Origin of the sequence: Streptomyces sp. NPDC057565 (assembly GCF_042801455.1) — a bacterium.
Taxonomy (GTDB): Bacteria; Actinomycetota; Actinomycetes; order Streptomycetales; family Streptomycetaceae; genus Streptomyces; species Streptomyces yanii.
In genome coordinates this window covers 130,502-150,198 of the sequence record NZ_JBHVFU010000007.1, presented here as the reverse complement: position 1 = coordinate 150,198, position 19,697 = coordinate 130,502, and the positions used below count along the sequence as shown (strand labels likewise).

At 72.0% G+C, this 19,697-nt stretch carries 18 protein-coding genes; 7 read left to right on the top strand and 11 right to left on the bottom strand.

The genetic code is table 11. The features are described from left to right. Window positions 1-47 precede the first annotated feature (47 nt). Window positions 48-1,274, top strand: coding sequence for an MFS transporter (locus ACFU8W_RS17205; protein ID WP_384037438.1), 1,227 nt, complete (start codon window positions 48-50; stop codon window positions 1,272-1,274). Window positions 1,275-1,279: 5 nt separating this feature from the next. Here ACFU8W_RS17205 and ACFU8W_RS17200 read toward each other — a convergent pair whose 3' ends face one another. Beyond that, on the bottom strand, window positions 1,280-2,650 hold the full coding sequence (locus ACFU8W_RS17200; RefSeq protein WP_384037434.1) for a GH1 family beta-glucosidase: 1,371 nt from the start codon (window positions 2,648-2,650) through the stop codon (window positions 1,280-1,282). 157 nt (window positions 2,651-2,807) lie between these two features. Between ACFU8W_RS17200 and treZ the strand changes: the two genes are divergently transcribed. Then, window positions 2,808-4,568, top strand: coding sequence for a malto-oligosyltrehalose trehalohydrolase (gene treZ, locus ACFU8W_RS17195; protein WP_384037431.1), 1,761 nt, complete (start codon window positions 2,808-2,810; stop codon window positions 4,566-4,568). Between the two features lie 123 nt (window positions 4,569-4,691). Here treZ and ACFU8W_RS17190 read toward each other — a convergent pair whose 3' ends face one another. After that, window positions 4,692-5,819: a M24 family metallopeptidase gene (locus ACFU8W_RS17190; protein ID WP_384037428.1), complete on the bottom strand. Its 1,128-nt coding sequence runs from the start codon at window positions 5,817-5,819 to the stop codon at window positions 4,692-4,694. A 72-nt stretch (window positions 5,820-5,891) separates the two neighbouring features. Then, entirely contained in the window at window positions 5,892-6,527 is a 636-nt protein-coding gene (locus ACFU8W_RS17185; RefSeq protein ID WP_384037425.1) for a nucleoside/nucleotide kinase family protein, read from the bottom strand. Between the two features lie 91 nt (window positions 6,528-6,618). Here ACFU8W_RS17185 and ACFU8W_RS17180 point away from each other — a divergent pair, with 91 nt between their 5' ends. Further along, a complete protein-coding gene (locus ACFU8W_RS17180) occupies window positions 6,619-7,008 on the top strand; it encodes a VOC family protein (protein ID WP_345514044.1) in 390 nt (129 codons plus the stop codon). A 31-nt stretch (window positions 7,009-7,039) separates the two neighbouring features. Here the strand turns inward: ACFU8W_RS17180 and ACFU8W_RS17175 are convergent, their stop codons facing one another. From ACFU8W_RS17175 to ACFU8W_RS17165, 3 genes are all read right to left on the bottom strand, one after another. Continuing rightward, a complete protein-coding gene (locus tag ACFU8W_RS17175) occupies window positions 7,040-7,618 on the bottom strand; it encodes a hypothetical protein (RefSeq protein WP_384037422.1) in 579 nt (192 codons plus the stop codon). A 116-nt stretch (window positions 7,619-7,734) separates the two neighbouring features. Continuing rightward, window positions 7,735-8,394, bottom strand: coding sequence for a LuxR C-terminal-related transcriptional regulator (locus ACFU8W_RS17170; protein WP_384037419.1), 660 nt, complete (start codon window positions 8,392-8,394; stop codon window positions 7,735-7,737). Continuing rightward, window positions 8,382-9,611, bottom strand: coding sequence for a sensor histidine kinase (locus ACFU8W_RS17165; protein WP_384037416.1), 1,230 nt, complete (start codon window positions 9,609-9,611; stop codon window positions 8,382-8,384). Before ACFU8W_RS17165 ends, ACFU8W_RS17170 begins: the two co-directional genes overlap by 13 nt. Window positions 9,612-9,802: 191 nt before the next feature. On the opposite strand from ACFU8W_RS17165, the gene ACFU8W_RS17160 reads away from it, so the two are divergent. Both ACFU8W_RS17160 and ACFU8W_RS17155 read left to right on the top strand, forming a co-directional pair. Then, window positions 9,803-10,495, top strand: coding sequence for an ABC transporter ATP-binding protein (locus tag ACFU8W_RS17160; RefSeq protein WP_384037819.1), 693 nt, complete (start codon window positions 9,803-9,805; stop codon window positions 10,493-10,495). Next, window positions 10,492-13,086 carry an FtsX-like permease family protein gene (locus tag ACFU8W_RS17155; RefSeq protein WP_384037413.1) on the top strand — a complete coding sequence of 865 codons (2,595 nt, stop codon included), beginning with the start codon at window positions 10,492-10,494 and terminating at the stop codon, window positions 13,084-13,086. Before ACFU8W_RS17160 ends, ACFU8W_RS17155 begins: the two co-directional genes overlap by 4 nt. Window positions 13,087-13,146: 60 nt before the next feature. Here ACFU8W_RS17155 and ACFU8W_RS17150 read toward each other — a convergent pair whose 3' ends face one another. From ACFU8W_RS17150 to ACFU8W_RS17130, 5 genes are all read right to left on the bottom strand, one after another. Next, the gene (locus tag ACFU8W_RS17150) at window positions 13,147-14,055 is read right to left on the bottom strand and encodes a LysR family transcriptional regulator (RefSeq protein WP_384037410.1); all 909 of its coding nucleotides are present in this window, start codon (window positions 14,053-14,055) and stop codon (window positions 13,147-13,149) included. Between the two features lie 61 nt (window positions 14,056-14,116). Then, on the bottom strand, window positions 14,117-15,310 hold the full coding sequence (locus ACFU8W_RS17145) for a glycine C-acetyltransferase (RefSeq protein ID WP_358856443.1): 1,194 nt from the start codon (window positions 15,308-15,310) through the stop codon (window positions 14,117-14,119). A gap of 41 nt (window positions 15,311-15,351) precedes the next feature. Further along, window positions 15,352-16,380 carry an L-threonine 3-dehydrogenase gene (tdh, locus tag ACFU8W_RS17140; RefSeq protein WP_384037406.1) on the bottom strand — a complete coding sequence of 343 codons (1,029 nt, stop codon included), beginning with the start codon at window positions 16,378-16,380 and terminating at the stop codon, window positions 15,352-15,354. A gap of 280 nt (window positions 16,381-16,660) precedes the next feature. Next, entirely contained in the window at window positions 16,661-17,533 is an 873-nt protein-coding gene (locus ACFU8W_RS17135; protein ID WP_384037403.1) for an alpha/beta fold hydrolase, read from the bottom strand. A 260-nt stretch (window positions 17,534-17,793) separates the two neighbouring features. Further along, window positions 17,794-18,258 carry an ATP-binding protein gene (locus ACFU8W_RS17130; RefSeq protein WP_384037401.1) on the bottom strand — a complete coding sequence of 155 codons (465 nt, stop codon included), beginning with the start codon at window positions 18,256-18,258 and terminating at the stop codon, window positions 17,794-17,796. 150 nt (window positions 18,259-18,408) lie between these two features. Here ACFU8W_RS17130 and ACFU8W_RS17125 point away from each other — a divergent pair, with 150 nt between their 5' ends. Next, window positions 18,409-19,263: a helix-turn-helix transcriptional regulator gene (locus tag ACFU8W_RS17125; protein ID WP_345514054.1), complete on the top strand. Its 855-nt coding sequence runs from the start codon at window positions 18,409-18,411 to the stop codon at window positions 19,261-19,263. After that, window positions 19,260-19,445, top strand: a complete 186-nt coding sequence (locus ACFU8W_RS17120) for a DUF397 domain-containing protein (RefSeq protein ID WP_345514056.1) — start codon at window positions 19,260-19,262, stop codon at window positions 19,443-19,445. The genes ACFU8W_RS17125 and ACFU8W_RS17120 overlap by 4 nt, the downstream gene beginning before the upstream one ends. The last annotated feature ends 252 nt before the right edge of the window (window positions 19,446-19,697 follow it).

Sequence of the window (19,697 nt, the reverse complement as noted above, 5' to 3'; positions counted from 1 at the left end):
CGAAGGAAAGGCCCTGCGGGTATCACCGAGCTGATGGCGAGCGGCCGATGACCGTGGACGACACCCGCACGGAACCGCGGACCCGGGTGGGCGGCGGCTGGATCAGTGGTCTGGTGCTGGCCAACCTGGGCCTGTACATGGCCTTCCTCACCCCGATCCAGGTGCTGCTCGCCGAGCAGATCGACGATCTGACCTCGTCCGGCAAGGAGGTCGCGCTCGGCTGGGCGACCGGCGTCGGGGCGCTGGTCGCCGTGGTCGCCAACCCGCTCGCGGGTGCGCTGTCCGACCGGACGGGCGGGCGGTTCGGCCGCCGCCGCCCGTGGATCCTGGGTGGTGCGCTGGTCGGCGCGGCCGGTCTGGTGGTGACGGCGGCGCAGACGACGGTGGTCGGGGTGGCACTCGGCTGGTGTCTGGCGCAGCTGGGGCTGAACGCGATGCTGGCGGGCACGAACGCGGTGGTGCCGGACCAGGTGCCGGTGCGGCAGCGGGCGGCGGTGTCGGGGTACATCGGGATACCGCAGACGCTGGGGCTGGTTCTCGGGGTGCTCCTGGTGTCGGTGGTGGTGACCGGGATCGGCGCCGGATATCTGCTGCTGGCGGGGCTGGTGGTGCTGTGCACGCTTCCGTTCGTCCTGCTGACCCGGGATCCGGGTCCGGCGGGAGCTCCGATGGCCGCGGTACGGCTGAAGGACTTTCTTGTGAGTCCGCGGCTGCATCCGGACTTCGGCTGGGCGTGGCTGACCCGGTTCCTGGTCCAGCTGGGCAATGCGATCGGCACCCTCTATCTGCTGTATTTCCTGAAGGACGCGGTGCACTACCCGGACCCGGACCTGGGTGTGCTGTACCTGACGCTGCTGTACACCGGCGGTGTGGTGGTGACGGCGGTGGCGGGCGGGATCGTCTCGGACCGGCTGGGCAAGCGGAAGATGATGGTCAGTGCGTGTTCGATGGTGATGGCGGCCGGGTCGCTGCTGCTGACGTTCTGGCACACCTGGCCGGTGGCGATGGGCGCGGCCGTGCTGCTCGGGCTGGGCTACGGGATCTATGTGGCGGTCGACCAGGCGCTGATCACCCAGGTCCTGCCGGCGGCCGAGGACCGGGCGAAGGACCTGGGAGTCATCAACATCGCCAACTCCGCGCCCCAGGTTCTCGGTCCGGCGCTGGCCGCGCCGATCGTGGCGTACGCGGGGGGCTATGCGGGGCTGTATCTGGCGTCCACCGCGGTGACGGCGGTGGGCGGAGTGCTGGTGTGGCGGATCCGATCGGTCGGCTGATCCGGTCAGTCGGCTGAGTCCGCGGTGCCGGCCGCCTTCTGGCTGCGGATGACGTCGCGGTACCAGGCGTACGACTGCTTGGGCGTCCGGCGCAGCGTCTCGTAGTCGATGTGGACGAGTCCGAAGCGCTTGCTGGTCCCCTCGATCCACTCGATGTTGTCGGTCAGCGACCAGGTGAAGTACCCCCGGACGTCGACGCCTTGGCCGATCGCGGTGTGCAGCGCGCCCAGGTGCCCCTCGATGAAGGCGATCCGGCGGGTGTCGGTGACGGCCTCGTCGACGGCGCAGCCGTTCTCGGTGATGTAGAGCGGTGGAAGCCGGTCGCCGTAGCGGTCACGCAGCTGGACGAGGGTCTCGCGCAGTCCGTCGGGGACGACGGGCCAGCCGAAGTCGGTCGTCTCGTACCCCTCGATCTCCCGTATGCCGAAGGGGAGTTCGGCGGGCATCTCGAATCCGGAGAAGGTGTCGAGGGCCTCCGCCCTGGGGGCGCCGACGAGGGTGGGGTTGTAGTAATTGACCCCGTACCAGTCGAGCGGCGTGGAGATCGTCCGGAGGTCGTCCTCGACGGATCCCGGCATCAGCGCCGCGACGTTCTCGTCGGGGTAGCGCCCGGCGAGGATCGGATCGGCGAACATCCAGTTGGTGATGGTGTCGTACAACTCGGCGCCGAGACGGTCCTCTTCGGATTCGCCCGCGGTCCAGACGGGAGTGTGCGAGACGGCGATGCCGATGTTGGTGGCACCCGCGGCCCGGAGCGCGCGGACGCCGAGCCCGTGGGCGAGGAGCTGGTGGTGGGCGGCGGGCAGGGCGTCGAAGAGGAGGGTGCGCCCGGGGGCGTGCTCGCCGAGTGCGTAGCCGAGCATGGTGACTTCGGCGGGTTCGTTGATCGTGATCCACATGGGTACGCGGTCGGCGAGCCGCTCGGCGACGATCCCCGCGTACTCGGCGAAACGGTAGGCGGTGTCCCGGTTGAGCCAGCCGCCCGCCTCGTCGAGCGGCAGCGGGGTGTCCCAGTGGTAAAGGGTGGGGGCCGGGGCGATGCCGTGGGCGCAGAGCTCGTCGACGAGCCGGTCGTAGAAGTCGAGCCCGGCCGGGTTGACGGGTCCGCTTCCGCCCGGCACCACGCGCGGCCAGCTGACGGAGAAGCGGAAGGCGTCGGCGCCGAGGCCGGCCAGCAGGGCGACGTCCTCGCGGTAGTGCTCGTGGAAGCCGGTGCCGCGGGTGGTGTCGGTGCCGTCCTTGATCCGTCCCGGCTGGGCGGCGAAGGCGTCCCAGCCCGATGGGCCCTTGCCGTCGGTATCGGCTGCTCCTTCGGTCTGGAAGGCGGAGGCGGAGGCTCCCCAGAGGAATCCCGGCGGGAACGTCGGCACGGTCATCTCGGCCTCCAGCAGCCGTACGAATGAGCAGAACCTGGCAGGGCAATGATCAGAACCAGACCTTAATCGCCAGTAACGGGCTCGATCCAGTGTCGTGGGCCGGTGATCCCTACTTCTGCCGACCATGGGGCCGGAACGAGGAGACGAGGAGCAACGCATGCTGTTCGAGGTATGGGCACCGGAGGCGGATTCGGTCGGTCTGCGGCTGGCGGGTGAGCTGCGGGCGATGGTGCGCGACCCGGCACGGACGGGCTGGTGGACGACCGAGGCGGAGGCCGCGGACGGGGACCGGTACGGCTTCGTCCTCGACGACGGCCCCGTGCTGCCGGATCCGCGCTCACGCCGCCAGCCGGACGGCCCGGACGGCGAGAGCGCCGTCGTCGACCAGGAGACGTACGCCTGGCGCACCGAGTGGGCGGGCAGAGGGCTCCCGGGCGCCGTCCTGTACGAGCTGCACGTCGGCACGTACACCGAGGAGGGCACCTTCGACGCCGCCGCGGCGCGGCTGCCGCACCTCGCCGAGCTGGGCGTCACCCATGTGTCGCTGATGCCCGTCTGCCCGTTCCCCGGCACGCACGGGTGGGGTTACGAAGGGGTGTCACTGTGGGCCGTGCACGAACCGTACGGCGGCCCCGAGGGACTTAAGCGCTTTGTCGACACGGCACACGGGCTCGGTCTTGCGGTGGTCCTCGACGTGGTCCACAACCACCTGGGACCGTCCGGCAACTACCTGCCCGCCTTCGGCCCGTACTTCACCGAGACCCACCACACGCCGTGGGGCGCCGCGGTCAACCTCGACGCCGCGGGATCGGACGAGGTCCGCGCGTATCTGCTGGGCAGCGCGCTCGGCTGGCTGCGCGACTACCGGCTCGACGGACTGCGGCTCGACGCGGTCCACGCCCTCGCCGACACCCGGGCACTGACCTTCCTGGAGGAGCTGTCCACGGCGGTCGACGCGCTCTCCGCGGAGCTCGGCCGTCCGCTGCCGCTGATCGCGGAGTCGGACCGCTGCGACCCGCGCACGACAACGCCGCGGGCGGCGGGCGGCATCGGGCTGCACGCCCAGTGGAACGACGACTTCCACCACGCCCTGCACACGGCGCTGACCGGCGAGTCCCAGGGCTACTACGCCGATTTCGCCGCCGCCCCGCTGACCGCCCTGGCCAAGACGGTGACGAGCGCCTTCTTCCACGACGGCACATATTCCAGCTTCCGCGGCCGCGCCCACGGCCGCCCCGTCGACATCGTCCGCACCGCGGCCACCCGCTTCGTCGGCTATGCGCAGACCCATGACCAGATCGGCAACCGGGCACTCGGCGACCGGCTCTCCGCCTCCCTCTCCCCCGGGCTGCTGGCCTGCGCGGCGGCGCTCGTGCTGACCGGCCCGTTCACCCCGATGCTGTTCATGGGCGAGGAGTGGGGCGCCCGAACCCCCTGGCAGTTCTTCACCGACCACACCGACCCGGCGCTCGCGGAAGCGGTACGCAGCGGCAGGCGTCGGGAGTTCGCGGCGCACGGCTGGGCGGCGGAGGACATCCCGGACCCTCAGGACCCGGCCACCCGCGACCGCTCCTGTCTGGACTGGACCGAACGGGAACGCGAGCCGCACGCCCGCATCCAGGCCTGGTACCGCGAACTGATCGCACTGCGCCGCGCCATGCCCGACCTGTCCGACCCGGATCTGGCATCGGTGAAGACGGCCTTCGACGAGCAGGCGCGCTGGCTGGCCTATCGCAGGGGCGATCTGCGGATCGCGGTCAACCTCGACGAGAAGCCGGCCACGATCCCGCTCGGCGTCGGGCGGAACCGGAACAGCGGGGGCAGGGTGCTGGCCGCCTGGGAACCGGTGGAGACGCCGGGCGCGGACGGGCTGCTGCATCTGCCGCCCGAGTCGTGCGTGGTGCTCGCCGACGACTGAGGGGCCGCGGAAGCGGGTGGCACCCTCGTCGACACCTTCGGAGGGTGCCCGACCGGTGCCGCACGACGTGCGGCACCGCCTCCGCGACCGGGAGCCGGGGGCTGAACGCCCCTCCCGGTCCGGCTATTCGACGATCGCCAGCTCGCGTGCGGTGGTGTTGAGCCGACGCCCGCCGTCCTCCGTGACGGTCACGATGTCCTCGATACGGACGCCGAACCGGCCCGGCAGATAGATGCCGGGCTCCACGGAGAAGCACATCCCGGGCACCAGCGGCTGCTCCTCGCCCTCGATCATGTACGGGGGCTCATGGGTGGTGACGCCGATGCCGTGGCCGGTCCGGTGGATGAAGCGCTCGCCGTAGCCGAACTCGGTGATGACGGCGCGGGCCGCCCGGTCGATCTCCTGGCAGGCGACCCCGGGCCGGACCGCGCGGCAGCCGGCCTCCTGCGCCTCCCGCACGATGTCGTGCACCCGCTGCTCCTCGGCGCTGGGTTCGCCGACATGGACCGTGCGCGAGGTGTCGGAGCCGTAGCCGTGCTTGAGGCCGCCGAAGTCCAGCACGACCATGTCGCCGCGCTCGATGGTGCGGTCGCCCGCCTCGTGGTGCGGGTTGGCGCCGTTGGGCCCGGAGCCGACGACCGTGAAGTCGACCTGCGAGTGCCCGAACTGCTTGAGCAGCGCGGCGAGATCGGCGGCGACGTCGGTCTCCCTGCGGCCGGAGAAGCGGACCTTCAGGATCTCCTCGTACGTGGCGTCGGCTGCGGCCCCCGCTGCCGCGAGACGCTCCAGCTCGGCGGCGTCCTTGACCGCCCGCAGCATCGGCAGGGCCTCGGTGAGGGAGACGTACGAGGTGCCGGGGAGGAAATTCTGCAGCCCCAGCAGGTGCATCGCCCAGGCGTTGTCGCTGATTCCGAACCGGCCGTCCGCGTCGAGCAGCGGGGCGGTCACGGCGTACGGGTCCTTGCCGTCCGTCCAGTCGCGCAGGGTCAGAGCCGGGGAGCCGACGGCCTCCTCGGCGTCCGGTGCCTCCAGAGTGGGGACGACGAGGACCGGGTCCTGGCCCGCCTTGAGGACGAGGAGGGTGAGGCGTTCGGTGTTCACGGGGTGGTAGCCGGTGAGGTGGACGAGGTCCGGGCCCGGTGCGACGAGGACACCCGCGAGCCCCGCCTCGGCGGCGGACTCGGCGGCCCGCTCCATCCTCGCCCGGTAGTCATCGGCGGTGAACGGCACGGGCTGGTCGGGGCTGGACATGCGGAACCTCCTGGCGATGCGACACGGCATACAGCATCCTGCCCGGCGGCGGCAGTCGGCGCGAGTGGGGGGTCAGGACGTCGGGCGCAGCCGTACGACGAGGTCGGCGCGGTCCCGGCCGCGGTCGACGAGCCGGGCATTGGTTTCGTCGGACCCGGCCACCCAGCGCTCCGCGTACGGCCGGGGCTTGCCGAACCGCACATGGCGGTCGACGAGCCTGCGCACCCGCACGTCCGGGTCGAGGTCCAGGAACCAGACCTCGTCGAGCAGCCCCCGCACCGGCGCCCAGGGGCCGTCGTCATGGAGCAGGTAATTGCCTTCGGTCACGACGAGCGGGATGTGCGGTGACACGGGAACGGACCCGGCGATCGGCTCCTCCAGGGTGCGGTCGAAGGCGGGAGCGTAGACGGGCCCCTCCTCCCCGGGCGTGCGCAGGCGTCTGAGCAGGGCTGCGTACCCGGCGGCGTCGAACGTGTCGGGAGCGCCCTTGCGGCCGGCCCTGCCCAGCCGGTCCAGCTCGGCCCGGGCCAGGTGGAAGCCGTCCATCGGGACGAGGACGGCGAGCCCGGCCAGCGCCTCGACGAGCTGGGCGGCGAGGGTGGACTTCCCGGCTCCGGGCGGCCCCGCGATGCCGAGTATGCGGCGATGTCCGGGGGTGGCGAGCCGACGGGCGCGGGCCGACAGTTCGCCGACGTCACTCAGGTGCATGCGGGGCATTGTCCCGGCAGGGGAGGCGCACTCGGTAGTGTTACGTATAACTCTGCCGTATGGCCCAGCTCCGCACCCCCGAGGAACCGCCATGTCCCACATCGCCCTGGTCACTCTGGTCGTCCGCGACTACGACGAGGCCCTCTCCTTCTACACGGACGCCCTCGGCTTCGAACTCGTCGAGGACACCGACCGCGGGGACGGATCCCGCTGGGTCGTCGTCCGCCCGCGCGGCGCCGCGGCGGGTACGGGACTGCTGCTGGCCCGCGCCAAGGACGAGGGCCAGAGGGCTTCCGTCGGCGCGCAGACCGGCGGCCGGGTCGGCTTCTTCCTGCACACCGAGGACTTCGCGGCCGACCACGCACGGATGCTGGCGGCCGGAGTGCGCTTCCTGGAGGAGCCGCGCCACGAACCGTACGGCTCGGTCGCGGTCTTCGAGGACCTGTACGGCAACCGCTGGGACCTGCTCCAGCCCGCGTGAACCGCGGGTCTCCCGCCTCGCGTGAGCGTTGTCAGTGGCCGCTGTTACGTTCAGTGACATGACCGACCGTGCCCTCCAGCTGTTGCGGAACAACCGCGAGCTGGCCGAACTGGCCGCGTTCCCCTTCGACTTCGACCTCGGTCGCGCCGATCACGTGGAGCACGTGGTGCTGGCGTCCGGCGCGGCCCTGACCCCCATAGCGGGGAGCGACACGGGCGGCACCTATTTCGTGTGCGGGGATCCGGATGCGGACGGGCCGGTGCTGTACGCGTCGTCGGACGGCACGGCAGGCCTGATCGGCGGCAGCGTGGACGAGGCGCTGGAGATGCTGACCGGACTGCCGGGCTGGCGCGACTACGTGTCGCTGACGCCCGGCGACGGGGAGGAGCGGCTGCTCGCCGCTGTCGCCGGGACCGAGGAGGACATCCGTGACACCTTCGCCCCGGAGATCGATGCACAACGGGCGGAACTGCGGTCCGCACTGGATCTGCCGGAGCGCTCCGCCGTCGAGCTGATCCGGCGGCTGCACCGCTGTCTGCTGCGGACCGAGCCGGACTTTCTGCTGCTGAACGGGGAGGAGCTGCTGGCGTACCGGCAACTTTGCCGACATCCTGGGCCGCCGCTGCGGGAGACGGTCCTGGAGCCGGACCGAGCGGACCTGGAGCTGCTGACGGCGCGTCACATTGAGCGGCCGGGTGCGAAGGACCGGGCGGCCGGGCAGGGTGTTCAGCGGTTCGCCCGGCCCTCCAGGTACGCGAGTACGGCGAGCACCCGCCGGTGCACCGTGCCGTCGTCCGGTTCCAGACCGAGCTTGGCGAAGATCGAGCCGATGTGCTTGCTCACCGCCCTCTCCGTGACGACCAGTTCGGCGGCGATGGTGCCGTTCGCCTTGCCCTGGGCCATCAGTTCCAGCACCTCGCGTTCGCGCGGGGTGAGGCTCCGCAGCGGTTCGGCGGACGACCTGCGGGTCAGCAGCTGGGTCACGACCTCCGGGTCGAGGGCCGTGCCACCTGCCGCCACCCGGTCGAGGGCTTCCAGGAACTGGTCGACCCGGCCCACCCGGTCCTTGAGGAGGTAGCCGATGCCCTGGGCGCCCTGGGCAAGCAGCTCGGCGGCGTAGGTCTCCTCGACGTACTGGGACAGGACGAGGATCGGCAGCTCGGGCAGCTCCGCGCGGGCTGCGACGGCGGCGCGCAGGCCCTCGTCCCGGAACGTCGGCGGCAGCCGTACGTCGAGGACTGCGGCGTCCGGCCGGTGCTTCAGCAGGGCGGGAAGGATCTCGGGCCCGGTGGCCGCGTCGGCCACCACCTCGTGGCCCGAACCGGTGAGCAGCAGGATCAGGCCCTCCCGCAGCAAGGCGTTGTCCTCGGCGATCACGATCCGCACGGCAGCTCCACTTCGATGTCCGTCGGCCCTCCGGTGGGGCTGCTGATGCGGGTCGTGCCGTCCAGTGCGGCGACCCGCCGCCTGATCCCCAGCAGGCCGCTGCCGGCGCGTTCGTCCGCGCCGCCGTGTCCATCGTCCCCGACGACCACGCGCAAGGTGTCGGGGCCCCTGCCGATCCGGACGGTGGCGGCCGTCGCGCCACTGTGCTTGCTGATGTTGGTGAGCGCCTCGGCGACCACGAAGTACGCGGCCGCCTCGATGGCGGCCGGGAGCCGCCGCCCGTCCTCGACACCGTCGAGGTCCGCGGTGACGGGGACGGCGGCATCGGCGGCCAGAGCCCGTACCGCACCCGCCAGTCCGCGGTCCGTCAGCACGGGCGGATGGATGCCGCGGACCACGTGTCGCAGCTCCGCGAGGGCTGCCTCCGCGCCGTCGTGGGCCTCGTCGAGGCGGAGCCGGGCGGCGGCGGGGTCACGGTCGAGGAGCTGCTTGGCGAGCCCGATGCGCATCGACAGGGCGACGATCCTGGCCTGGGCGCCGTCGTGCAGATCCCTTTCGATGCGGCGCAGTTCGGCGCCGTGCGCCTCGACGGCACCGGCCCGGCTCTCCGTCAGCTGCGCGATCCGGTCGGCGAGTTCGGCGGAGTGCGACGAGGTCAGCAGCGAACGGGACCAGCTCGCCGCCAGATCCGCGAGCACGGGGTGCCAGCGCAGCACCCAGCCCTGCCGCTCGGGAACCGGTGTGCCGTACTCGTCGGCGGTGCGCCGGTCCAGGGCGTGGACGACGGTCAGTGCGGCCCCGTCCACGAGGAGCCCGATCGGCCACAGGATCATGGTGAGGTAGCCGAGTCCGTTGCCGACGAGGGCCTGGACCGGCAGCCAGAGCGCGTCACGCCAGGTCGCGGGGTCGGTGAGGACCCGCCGGACCCGCTCGGACAGCTCCCCGCCGTCCAGCGGAAGATACTGCGCCGGGCGGAACGGCACGCCGAGCCGCGCAGCGGACCGGCGGCGCTCGAAGTCCGTGAAGCGCCGCAGCAGTTTGGCGGCCTCCGGCAGGGCGGGCAGCCCGATGATCACGGCGGCGAACATCAGGACGGCGACCACCAGGAACGCGCACACATAGGCGAGCAGTGCCACCGGAATGCCGATGAACAGATAGCGCGAGGCATCCCACGAACGCCGGATGGCGACCGTCAGGGGGGCGGGATCGGTGCTCATGTCAGGTCACGTTACGGGGGTCCGCCCGACTGCGGAGTGGCGCCTGCCCCCGGCTCGTGGTGGAGCTGGCTGCACCCCCGTTCCGGGAGCCCGCACTCTCCCCCGCAGCTCTGCTCGCTCCTAGCGTTTATGCAGGTCAGACGATATGCAAGCAGCAACGGAGGTATCCAACGGTGGACACGGTCACGGCAATGCGGGCGACCGCGCTGAGCCTGGAGTCGGTGAGCCGGCGCTACGGGCGGCGCGGCCGCGCTCCGGAGGCGGTGGCGCTCGACGCGGTCAGTTGCGCCGTCCCGGCCGGAAGCTTCACCGCGGTGGTCGGCCCTTCCGGGTCCGGCAAGAGCACGTTCCTGCAGTGCGCGGCGGGGCTGGACCGTCCGACCTCGGGAACCGTACGGATCGGTGGCACCGACCTGGGATCGCTGAGCGAGGCGGCACTGACCCGGCTCCGCCGGGACCGGGTGGGCTTCGTCTTCCAGTCGCACGCACTGAACCTGGTGCCGTCGCTGTCCATCGAGGAGAACGTCGTGCTGCCGCTGGTGCTCGCGGGAGCGGATCCGGCCGATACCGGGGTGCTGGCCCGCGGGCAGGATCTGCTGGCCCGCGTGGGTCTTGCGGGGCGCGGGGCGGAGAGTCCGACCACGCTCTCGGGCGGCCAGCAACAGCGGGTCGCGGTGGCCCGCGCGCTGGTGACCGAACCCGCGGTGATCTTCGCGGACGAGCCGACGGCGTCCCTGGACCCGGAGTCGGCGGCGCTGGTCCTCGGTCTGCTCCGGGACGCGGTCCGGATCGACGGCCGTACGGTCGTCATGGTCACCCATGATCCGGTGGCGGCGAGCTGGGCGGACACCGTGCTGACGATGGACGGCGGGCGGCTGCGATGAGCACGAGGATCCGGAAGGCGGAGACCGTGCGGGCGCGATCCGGGGGGCGGCGCGCGTCGGCGTTCCTGGCCAGGCGCTCGCTGACGGCGCACCGGCGGGCCTGGGCCGCGGTGTTCGCGGCGACGGCGGCCACGGCGGCGCTGATCGGCGCGTTCGCGCTGGTGCTCGGCTCGCTGCTGCTGGCGCAGCCGCCGGTGGAGCGGTACGCGGGCGCGGACGCGGTGGTGGCGGCCGACCAGAAGGTGTCGTACACGGCGAAGCCGTGGGGCAGTGAGCCGATGACGGTGACGGCATATCTGTCGGAACGGGCCCGGCTTGACCGGTCCGTGGTGGCGAAGGCCGCGGCGGCCGACGGGGTCGCGAAGGCGGTCGCGGACGACTCGGTGCCGCTGACGCTGGGCGGTGGCGCCGGTGCGGTCGGCCGTTCCTGGCCGTCGGCGGTGCTCACTCCGTACGAGCTGACCTCCGGCCGGGCGCCGCGGAGTGCGGACGAGGTGGTCGTCGACCGGGCGCTGGCACCCGCCGGGGCCGAGGTCGGCTCGACCGTGCAACTCCAGGCGGAAGGCGCCGCGCGCCCGTACACCGTCAGCGGTGTCGCGGAGGCGGGCAACCGGGGCGAGGGCGCCCCCGCCGTCTTCTTCACCGAAGCGCGGCTGACCGCTCTGGCGGGGCACCCCGGCACGGTCGACGCGGTCGGGATCGTCGCGCGGGACGGCGTCTCCTCGGACGCGCTGCGGGACTCGTTGGGCGACGCGTTGCCCGACCGTACGGACACCGGGCGCGGCATCCGGGTCCTCATCGGCTCCGCACGCGGAGAGGCCGAGCACCTGGACGCGCTGGGCGGTCGCGGTGATCTGCTGGCGCTGCTCGGCTCGATCGCGGGCACGGTCCTCATGGTGGCGCTTCTCGTTCTTTCCACGACCGTCTCCCAGGCGGTCCACCAGCGCTCCGGTGAGCTGGCGCTGCTGCGGGCGGTCGGCGCGACGCCTCGGCAGCTCAGGTCGGCGGTCGGCCGGGAGGTGAGCCGGGTGGCCGGTGCGGCGGTGGTGCTGGGCGGTGCCGGGGCCGTACCGCTGGGGCTGCTGATGCGGTCGCTGCTGACGACGGATCCGCTGCCGCTGCCCGCGCCGCTGTGGCTGCCGCTCGCGGCAGCCGTGGCCGCCGCGGTGTTCGTCGCCGGGGCCGCACGTCCGGTCTCGCTGCTCGCCGCCCGGTCGATCACGGGGATGCGGCCCGCCGCCGCGCTGAGTTCGGCGCGCGCCCCCGAGCCGGGTGAGCCGGGCCGACTGCGGACCGGTGCGGGCATGCTGCTGGTCGTGGGCGGGGTCGGTTCGGCGGTCGCGGCAATGGCGCAGGGCGGTCAGGCGGCCGCTGTGGCCGCGTCGGGTGCGGCGACGTCGCTGGTCATCGCGGTGGCGCTGCTCGGGCCGTGGATCGCGCGGGCGGCGACGCGGGTGCTGGGTGCGCCGCTGCGGCGTGCGGGCGGTGTCTCCGGGTTCCTGGCGGCGAAGTCGGCCGCCGCGCACAACCGGCGGCTGGGCGCGGCGATCACACCGATGGTGCTGGTGGTCGCGTTCGTCTGCGTCCAGCTGACAGCGGGGGCGACGCTGGAACGGGCCGCCGACCGGCAGGCGGAGGCCGCACTGCGGGCGGACCTGGTGGTGACGGCTCCTGCGGGGCTGCCCGCGGACGCGGCGGCTGCGGTGCGCCGGGCGCCGGGGGTGGCGGCTGCGACAGGTGTGCTGCGGTCGTCGGTCCTGCTCGCGCACCACGAGATGGGTGATCCGAAGCTGGACCGCTACCCGGTGCTGGGTGTGACGGCCGGCGAGCTGTCCGGCACGGTCGATCCGGGCGTCGCATCGGGTGACCTGACCGCCCTGACGGGGCGCTCCACCGTCGCGGTCGGCAGGGACCGGGCGGACGAGCTCGGCGTCGGCGTCGGCGACCGGGTGCGGCTGCGGCTGCGGCTCGGCGACGGTACGGAGACGGGGCTGCGGGTGGTGGCGGTGTACGAACGGGCCCTGGGGCTCGGCGAGTTCATGCTGCCGCGCGAGGCGCTGACCGGGCATGTGTCGGCGGCGCGCGATGCCCGCATCCTGGTCCGCTCGGAGGCCGGGTCGGCTGCGGCCTCGGTACGCCGCGCGGTCGCCCCGTACGCCGGTGCGCAGGTCCGGGCCGCGACGGCGGACGACGTACGGATCGCGCCGCCCTCGTCGGAGGAGGACGACGCGCTGATCGTCATCGGGGTCGGGGTGATCGGCGGGTTCGCGCTGCTGGCGGTGGTGAGCACGCTGACCCTGATCACGGTGGGCCGCCGACGGGAGTTCCGCCTGCTGCGGCTGGTGGGGGCGGGGCGCAGGCAGGTGACGCGGATGCTGTTCCTGGAGACGGGGCTGGTGGCCGTGGCGGGCCTGACGATCGGCACGGCGGTGGCGGCTGTCCCTCTGACGGCGTTCGCGGTGTCGGCGGCGGGGACGGTGCCGTACCTGGATCCGGTGCGGTACGGCGTGCTCGCGGGGGCGGTGCTGATGGCTGCGGCGGCGGGCGTGGTGATCCCGGGGACGTCCGGTGGCCGCGTCAGGAGGCGGTGAGGGTGCGGTGGGCGGCCGGGGGCCGCTGTGTCCTCAGGCGCTGGACGGACGGAAGCATGTCTACAGCACCCGCCCCGCCGCGGCCTGCAACGCGTCGAGCACCGGACGGATCAGGGGATGCCCCTCCGCCCCCTGCCGTACCGCGGCGAACACCCGCCGGGTCGGTGCGCTGCCCTCCACCGGGCGTACCACCACCCCCGCGAGTTCCATTCCCCGCAGCGCCGACCTCGGCACCAGTGCCACCCCGGCCCCCGCTCCGGCGAGTGCCACCACCGCGCGGAAGTCGTCCGAGGAGTGCTCCAGTCTCGGCTGGAAGCCGGCGAATTCGCAGGAGAGCACGACCACGTCGTGGCACGGGTTGCCGGGGTACGGGCCGATCCACGGGTCCTTCTCCAGGTCCGCGATGGCCACCTGGTCCTGGCCGGCCAGCCGGTGCCCCACCGGCAGCACGGCGTCGAACGGCTCCGAGTACAGCGGCACCCGGGTCAGCCGCCGGTCGTCCTCGCCGGGCGCGCCCCGGTATTCGACGGCGACCGCCACATCGACCTGCCGGTCGAGCACCATCGGCACGCTCGCGTCGCCCTCCGCGTCCTGCACCCGGACCCGGATGCCGGGCGCGGCCAGTGTCAGGTCGGCGATGGCGGGGGCGAGCACGAGCCCGATGCCGGTGGCGAACGCGGCGACCGTGACCGTACCGGCGTCTCCCGCCCCGTACGCGGCAAGCTCCGCCTCGGCCCGCTCCAGCTGGGCCAGCACCGCATTGGTGTGGGTCAGCAGGATCTCGCCGGCCGGGGTGAGCCGTACGCCGCGGGCGCTGCGGTCGACCAGCCGGTGGCCGGTCTCCTGTTCCAGGGCGGCGAGCTGCTGGGAGACGGCGGACGGCGTCAGATAGAGCGCGGCGGCTGCCGCAGTCACGGTGCGGTGGTCGGCCACCGCACGGAGAATACGCAGCCGCCGTGCATCGATCATGTGATCCATTGTCCCAGGCCCCGAGGGGTGTACGGGACCTGGGACCGCCCCGCTCGTGGAGCTACTCGCCGAGCGCGGCCCGCGCCTCGACGAACGCGTCCACCGCACGGTTCACGTCGTCCGTGGAGTGCGCGGCCGACAGCTGCACGCGGATGCGCGCCGCGCCCTGGGGGACGACCGGGTACGAGAACCCGATCACGTACACACCGCGCTCCAGGAGCAGCTCCGCCATCCGGCCTGCCTTCGCCGCGTCCCCGATCATCACGGGGGCGATGGCGTGGTCGCCGGGCAGGATGTCGAAGCCTTCCTCGGTCATCCGGTTGCGGAAGAGCGCGGTGTTGGCGGCCAGCCGCTCGCGCAGGTCACCGGCGGACTCCAGCAGGTCGATGACCTTGAGCGAGGCCGCCGCGATGACCGGGGCGAGGGAGTTGGAGAAGAGGTACGGACGGGACCGCTGGCGCAGCAGTGCGACGATCTCGGCACGGGCCGCGACGTAGCCGCCGGAGGCACCGCCGAGGGCCTTGCCGAGCGTTCCGGTGATGATGTCGACGCGGTCCATGACGTCGTGCAGTTCGGGCGTACCGCGGCCGCCGGGGCCCACGAAGCCGACGGCGTGCGAGTCGTCGACCATGACCATGGCGTCGTAGCGGTCGGCCAGGTCGCAGATCTCGCGGAGCGGGGCGACGTACCCGTCCATGGAGAACACGCCGTCGGTGACGATGAGCCGGCGCCGCGCCCCGGACGCCTCCTTGAGCTGCTGCTCCAGGTCGTCCATGTCGCGGTTGGCGTAGCGGAACCGCTTGGCCTTGGAGAGGCGGATGCCGTCGATGATGGAGGCGTGGTTGAGGGCGTCGGAGATGACCGCGTCCTCCGGGCCGAGGACGGTCTCGAACACGCCGCCGTTGGCGTCGAAGCAGGAGGAGTAGAGGATCGTGTCCTCCTGGCCGAGGAACGACGAGAGCCGCTGCTCCAGCTCCTTGTGGACCTCCTGCGTGCCGCAGATGAAGCGGACCGAGGCCATCCCGTAGCCCCAGCGGTCCAGCGCCTCGTGGGCGGCGCTGATCACCTCGGGGTGGTCGGCGAGGCCCAGGTAGTTGTTGGCGCAGAAGTTGAGCACCTCACCGGGGCGGCCACCGGCGGTGACGGCGACGGACGCGGATTGCGGGGTGCCGATCACGCGCTCGGGCTTGTGGAGCCCGGCGGCCTTGATCTCGTCGAGGGTCGTGCGCATGTCGTCGCGTACGGAGTCGAACATGAGGGGTGTCTCCTGGTGTGTACGGGCCGGTACGAGGTCGGTCAGACGGTCCAGTCGAGGATGACCTTGCCGCCGAGTCCGCTCGCCGCGTCGTCGAAGGCCGCCTCGAAGTCGCGGTAGCCGTACCGTCCGGTGACGACGGGGGCGAGGTCGAGGCCGCCCTCCAGCAGGACGGACATGGCGTACCAGGTCTCGTACATCTCGCGGCCGTAGATGCCCTTGATCGTGATCATCGAGGTGACGATGCGGGACCAGTCGACGGCGAACTCCTCGGACGGCAGTCCGAGCATGGCGATCCGTCCGCCGTGCGTCATGTTCGCGATCATGTCGCGCATGGCCTCGGGGCGGCCGGACATCTCCAGGCCGATGTCGAAGCCCTCGCGCAGGCCGAGGTGGCGCTGGCCGTCGGCGATGGTCTCCTCGGCGACGTTGAGGGCGAGGCTGGCGCCGACCTTCCGGGCGAGTTCGAGCCGGGCCTCGCTGACGTCGGTGATGACGACGTTGCGGGCACCCGCGTGCTTGGCGACGGCCGCGGCCATGATGCCGATCGGGCCGGCGCCGGTGATCAGGACGTCCTCGCCGACCAGCGGGAAGGACAGCGCGGTGTGCACGGCGTTGCCGAACGGGTCGAAGATCGCGGCGATGTCGAGGTCGACGGGGACCCGGTGCACCCACACGTTGGAGGCGGGCAGCGCGACGTACTCGGCGAACGCCCCGTCCCGGCCGACGCCGAGCCCGAGGGTGGAGCGGCAGAGGTGGCGGCGTCCGGCCAGACAGTTGCGGCACTTCCCGCAGACCAGGTGGCCTTCGCCGCTGACCAGGTCGCCGACGGTGATGTCGACGACGTCGGCTCCGATCGCGGCGACCTCGCCGACGAACTCGTGGCCGAGGACGAGCGGCGTCTTGACGGCCTGCTGCGCCCAGCCGTCGTAGTTGCGGATGTGCAGGTCGGTTCCGCAGATGCCGGTGCGGAGGACCTTGATCAGCACGTCCGCGGGGCCGATCTCCGGCTCGGGAACGTCCATCAGCCAGAGTCCGGGCTCGGCCTTCTGCTTCACGAGTGCCTTCACGGCTGCGGCTCCCTGTACATGGTGCGAGGTGAACGCCCCGGGCCGGGGGCAGCCTCGAAGGGAGCCTGCGGCCCGGGGAAGATTGAGAGGGGACGGCATGGAGGCAGCACGCACGGTGACCGGCTGCCGCGCACCATCCTCCGCCGTCACGGAGAAATCTGCCGTACCCCGCGCCCCAGGTCCATCGAGGTTTTCTTAAGCGCAGCCGCAGCTCCGCTTCATGCCCGCCCCGCGCGGAAGGGGCCGGCCACCCTTCGGTACGGGCGACACGCCCGCCCGTTCAGAGTTTCCGCAGGAACGTCCGAATGGCGGAGGCAAGCCGCCGAGGCTGATCCTCCGGTATGAGTGTGTAACTGTCGGCGATCTCCACCAGCTCCCCCTTGGGCAGCAGTTCGGCGAGCCGGCGACCGTGCGCCGGCGGCATGACCTTGTCCTCGGCCGCCCAGGCGACCAGCGCCGGCCGGTCGAACTCGCGCAAATTCTCGCTCCATCGGACGAGTTCGGCCTTCGGTGGCACCCCGAGAACGTACTTCCGCAGGTCGCGACGGATCTCCGGATCGGTCCACAGCGGCCGGAACCACGCGTCCATCACCTCGTGCGGCACCGGCCGCTTGCTCATCCGGCCCCAGGTCATCGGCAGCCGTCGCATCGGCTTCAGCTTCAGCAGGGTGAAGGCCATGTTCAGGCCGCCGGGCATCTTGGCCGAGGCGTGGAGATTGGAGCCGGGCAGTCCGGGCGGGAAGTTGTCGAACGCCTCGCAGGAGGTGATGACGAGCTTCCCGATCCGCTGATCACGGCCGTCGGCGACGAGGGCCTGTGCCCCGCCCCAGTCGTTCATCACCAGGGTGACGTCGGTGAGGTCGAGCGCGTCGAGGAACTCCGCGACCAGCCGGGCCACGCCGAGGACCGACAGGTCTGCGTCCGGCTTCATGGGTCGGCGGTGGCCGCCGAGCGGCAGGGTCGGGACAACACACCGGTAGTCGGAGCGCAGATCGGCGACGACGTGCCGCCACAGCGAACCGTCCATGGCGACGCCGTGCAGCAGGACGACGACGGGGCCGTCCCCGCCGCTGTCCTGGTACTCCACCGGCCCTGCGGAGAGCTGGACTTCGGAGACGGGTGGCGGCGGGGCCGCGTGGGCGTGTTCGGTCACGGGGCGTGCACTCTCCTCGGTTGCCTGCGGGCAGGGGCGGTGCGCAGACCTGACCCTATGCCGACACGTTCACAGCTCGCCCGTGTGCCGGTCCGGGTCGAAGGGTCCGGGCAGGTGCAACACGGCCCCGAACGGGTGCGGGCCGTCCACCCGCATGTACCCCGGACGCCCGGGCTCAGCGAACGGAGTCACGCTCGGAAAAGCCCGCGTAGCCTCGGCACGCTCGCGCGGCCCTGCAGGGGGTGACAGCAGGCAGCTGGTCAGTAGAGCAGGTCCAGCTCGGCACGGACGGTCTTCCCCGGCGGCACGCGATCCACCACCGCCCACCGGTCGGCCAGCGCCTCCACCAGGATCAGCCCGTGCCCGCTGCCGGAACCGGGCGGCGGCGCCACCAGCTCCCCCGGCCCCGGCGGGCGCCGCTCACCCCGGGCGTCCGTGACCTCGATCCGCAGAACACCGAGGGCGCGCCGGTCACCCGGAGCATGGACGAGCCTCAACTCGAAGTCCCGGCCCGGCACCCGGCCGTGCGTCACGGCGTTCGCCGCCAGCTCGGCGACGATCAGCGCAGTCGTCTCGGACGCGTCACCGCCGTAGGGGATGCCCCACTCGTTCAGCTGGTGCAGAGCAAGCTGCCGGGCGAGCCGGGCTCCTCGGGGCGTGGAACTGAATCGCTGCACGAACACACGCACGGTGAACGGCGCTTGCGGGGACGCGAGTGCTTCCATGCGCCCACCGTGACGGCCGGGAGGGCGGTCCCACCAGGTCAGAAACTCGTACGCTGAGTCAGCGTACGAGTACGGAGTGCGGACGGTACGCGTGACAGTCCGTGACCATGGGCACGTTGCGGACAGGTGGGGCACGGGAGGTGGCCGGACATGACGGACGGCGCGGGTGGCACAGGCGGCACGACGGGCGCGGACGGGGAGCCGGAGCCCTCGGACACCCTGAAGGCGTTCGGCGAGGTGGTCAAGGTCTTCCGCAAACGGGCGCGGCTCACGCAGGAGGAGTTCGCCCCGAGGGTGCGGTACTCGGTGCCGACGGTCGCCTCGATCGAACAGGGCCGCCGGTTCCCACCGCCCGCGTTCGTGGACCGGGCGGAAGAGGTGCTGGACGCGTTCGGCGTGATCAGGGCTGCGGCGAAGCACTTGTCGCGGCGGCGGGGGCTGGCGAAGTGGTTCCGCCATTGGGCGCAGCTCGAGGCGGAGGCGGCCAGCCTGTACACGTACGAGTGCCGGTTGATTCCGGGCCTGTTGCAGACCGAGGCATACGCAAGGGCACTGTTCAGGGACCAACTTCCACCGCTGGGCGATGAACAGATCGAGGCTCGGATGGTTGCCCGGGTCGAACGAATGGCGCTGCTGACGGAGCGGCCGAACACCGCGTACAGCTTCATCCTCGAAGAGCACCTGTTCCTGCGCCGTGCAGGCGGAGCCGAGGTCACCCGAGAGCTCATCAACCACATTTTCCTGCTGGCTCAACTCCGCAACATCGAGGTTCAGATCATGCCGCTCGAGCAGGAGCGTCACGCGGGACTGCACGGACCTATGCAGCTCTTGGAGACCCCGGAACACAAGTGGTTCGGCTATGGCGAGGGACAGGAGAGCGGCCACTTCCATACCGACCCAGCAGTCGTCAGCACGCTCCAGATGCGATATGCCAGGATGCGTTCACAGGCTCTCTCCCTGGAGGACTCCATGAGCCTGTTGGAGCGGATGCGAGGAGCAGCATGAGCACCACAGACCTGGCCTGGTTCAAGAGCAGCTACAGCAGCGGGTCGGGCGACTCCTGCGTAGAGGTGGCCACCTCCCCCGACACCGTCCACGTCCGGGACTCCAAGGTCGAAGAGGGCCCTCGGCTCACCCTCTCCCCCGCCGCCTGGACCGGCTTCGTCGCGTACGCCGTCCAGCGCTGATCACGTACCGGAGTTGAGGGCGCCCGTCGGGCGCCGACGCGAGCGATGCCGCTGGGCCGAACACCCCCGCTGGAGTTGCTGAGATCACGTTTCGGCAGCGTGCCTGCGGCACCGCCGCACCTTGATAGCGTCGCTCCCACGATTGCGGACCGCTCCCCGCCGGGGTCGTCGCCGTGCCCGTACAACCGGCCTCTGACGACGGCCGACGAGGGCGGGGCGTGCTGACGCACGGGGACCTACGCGGCAAGGACG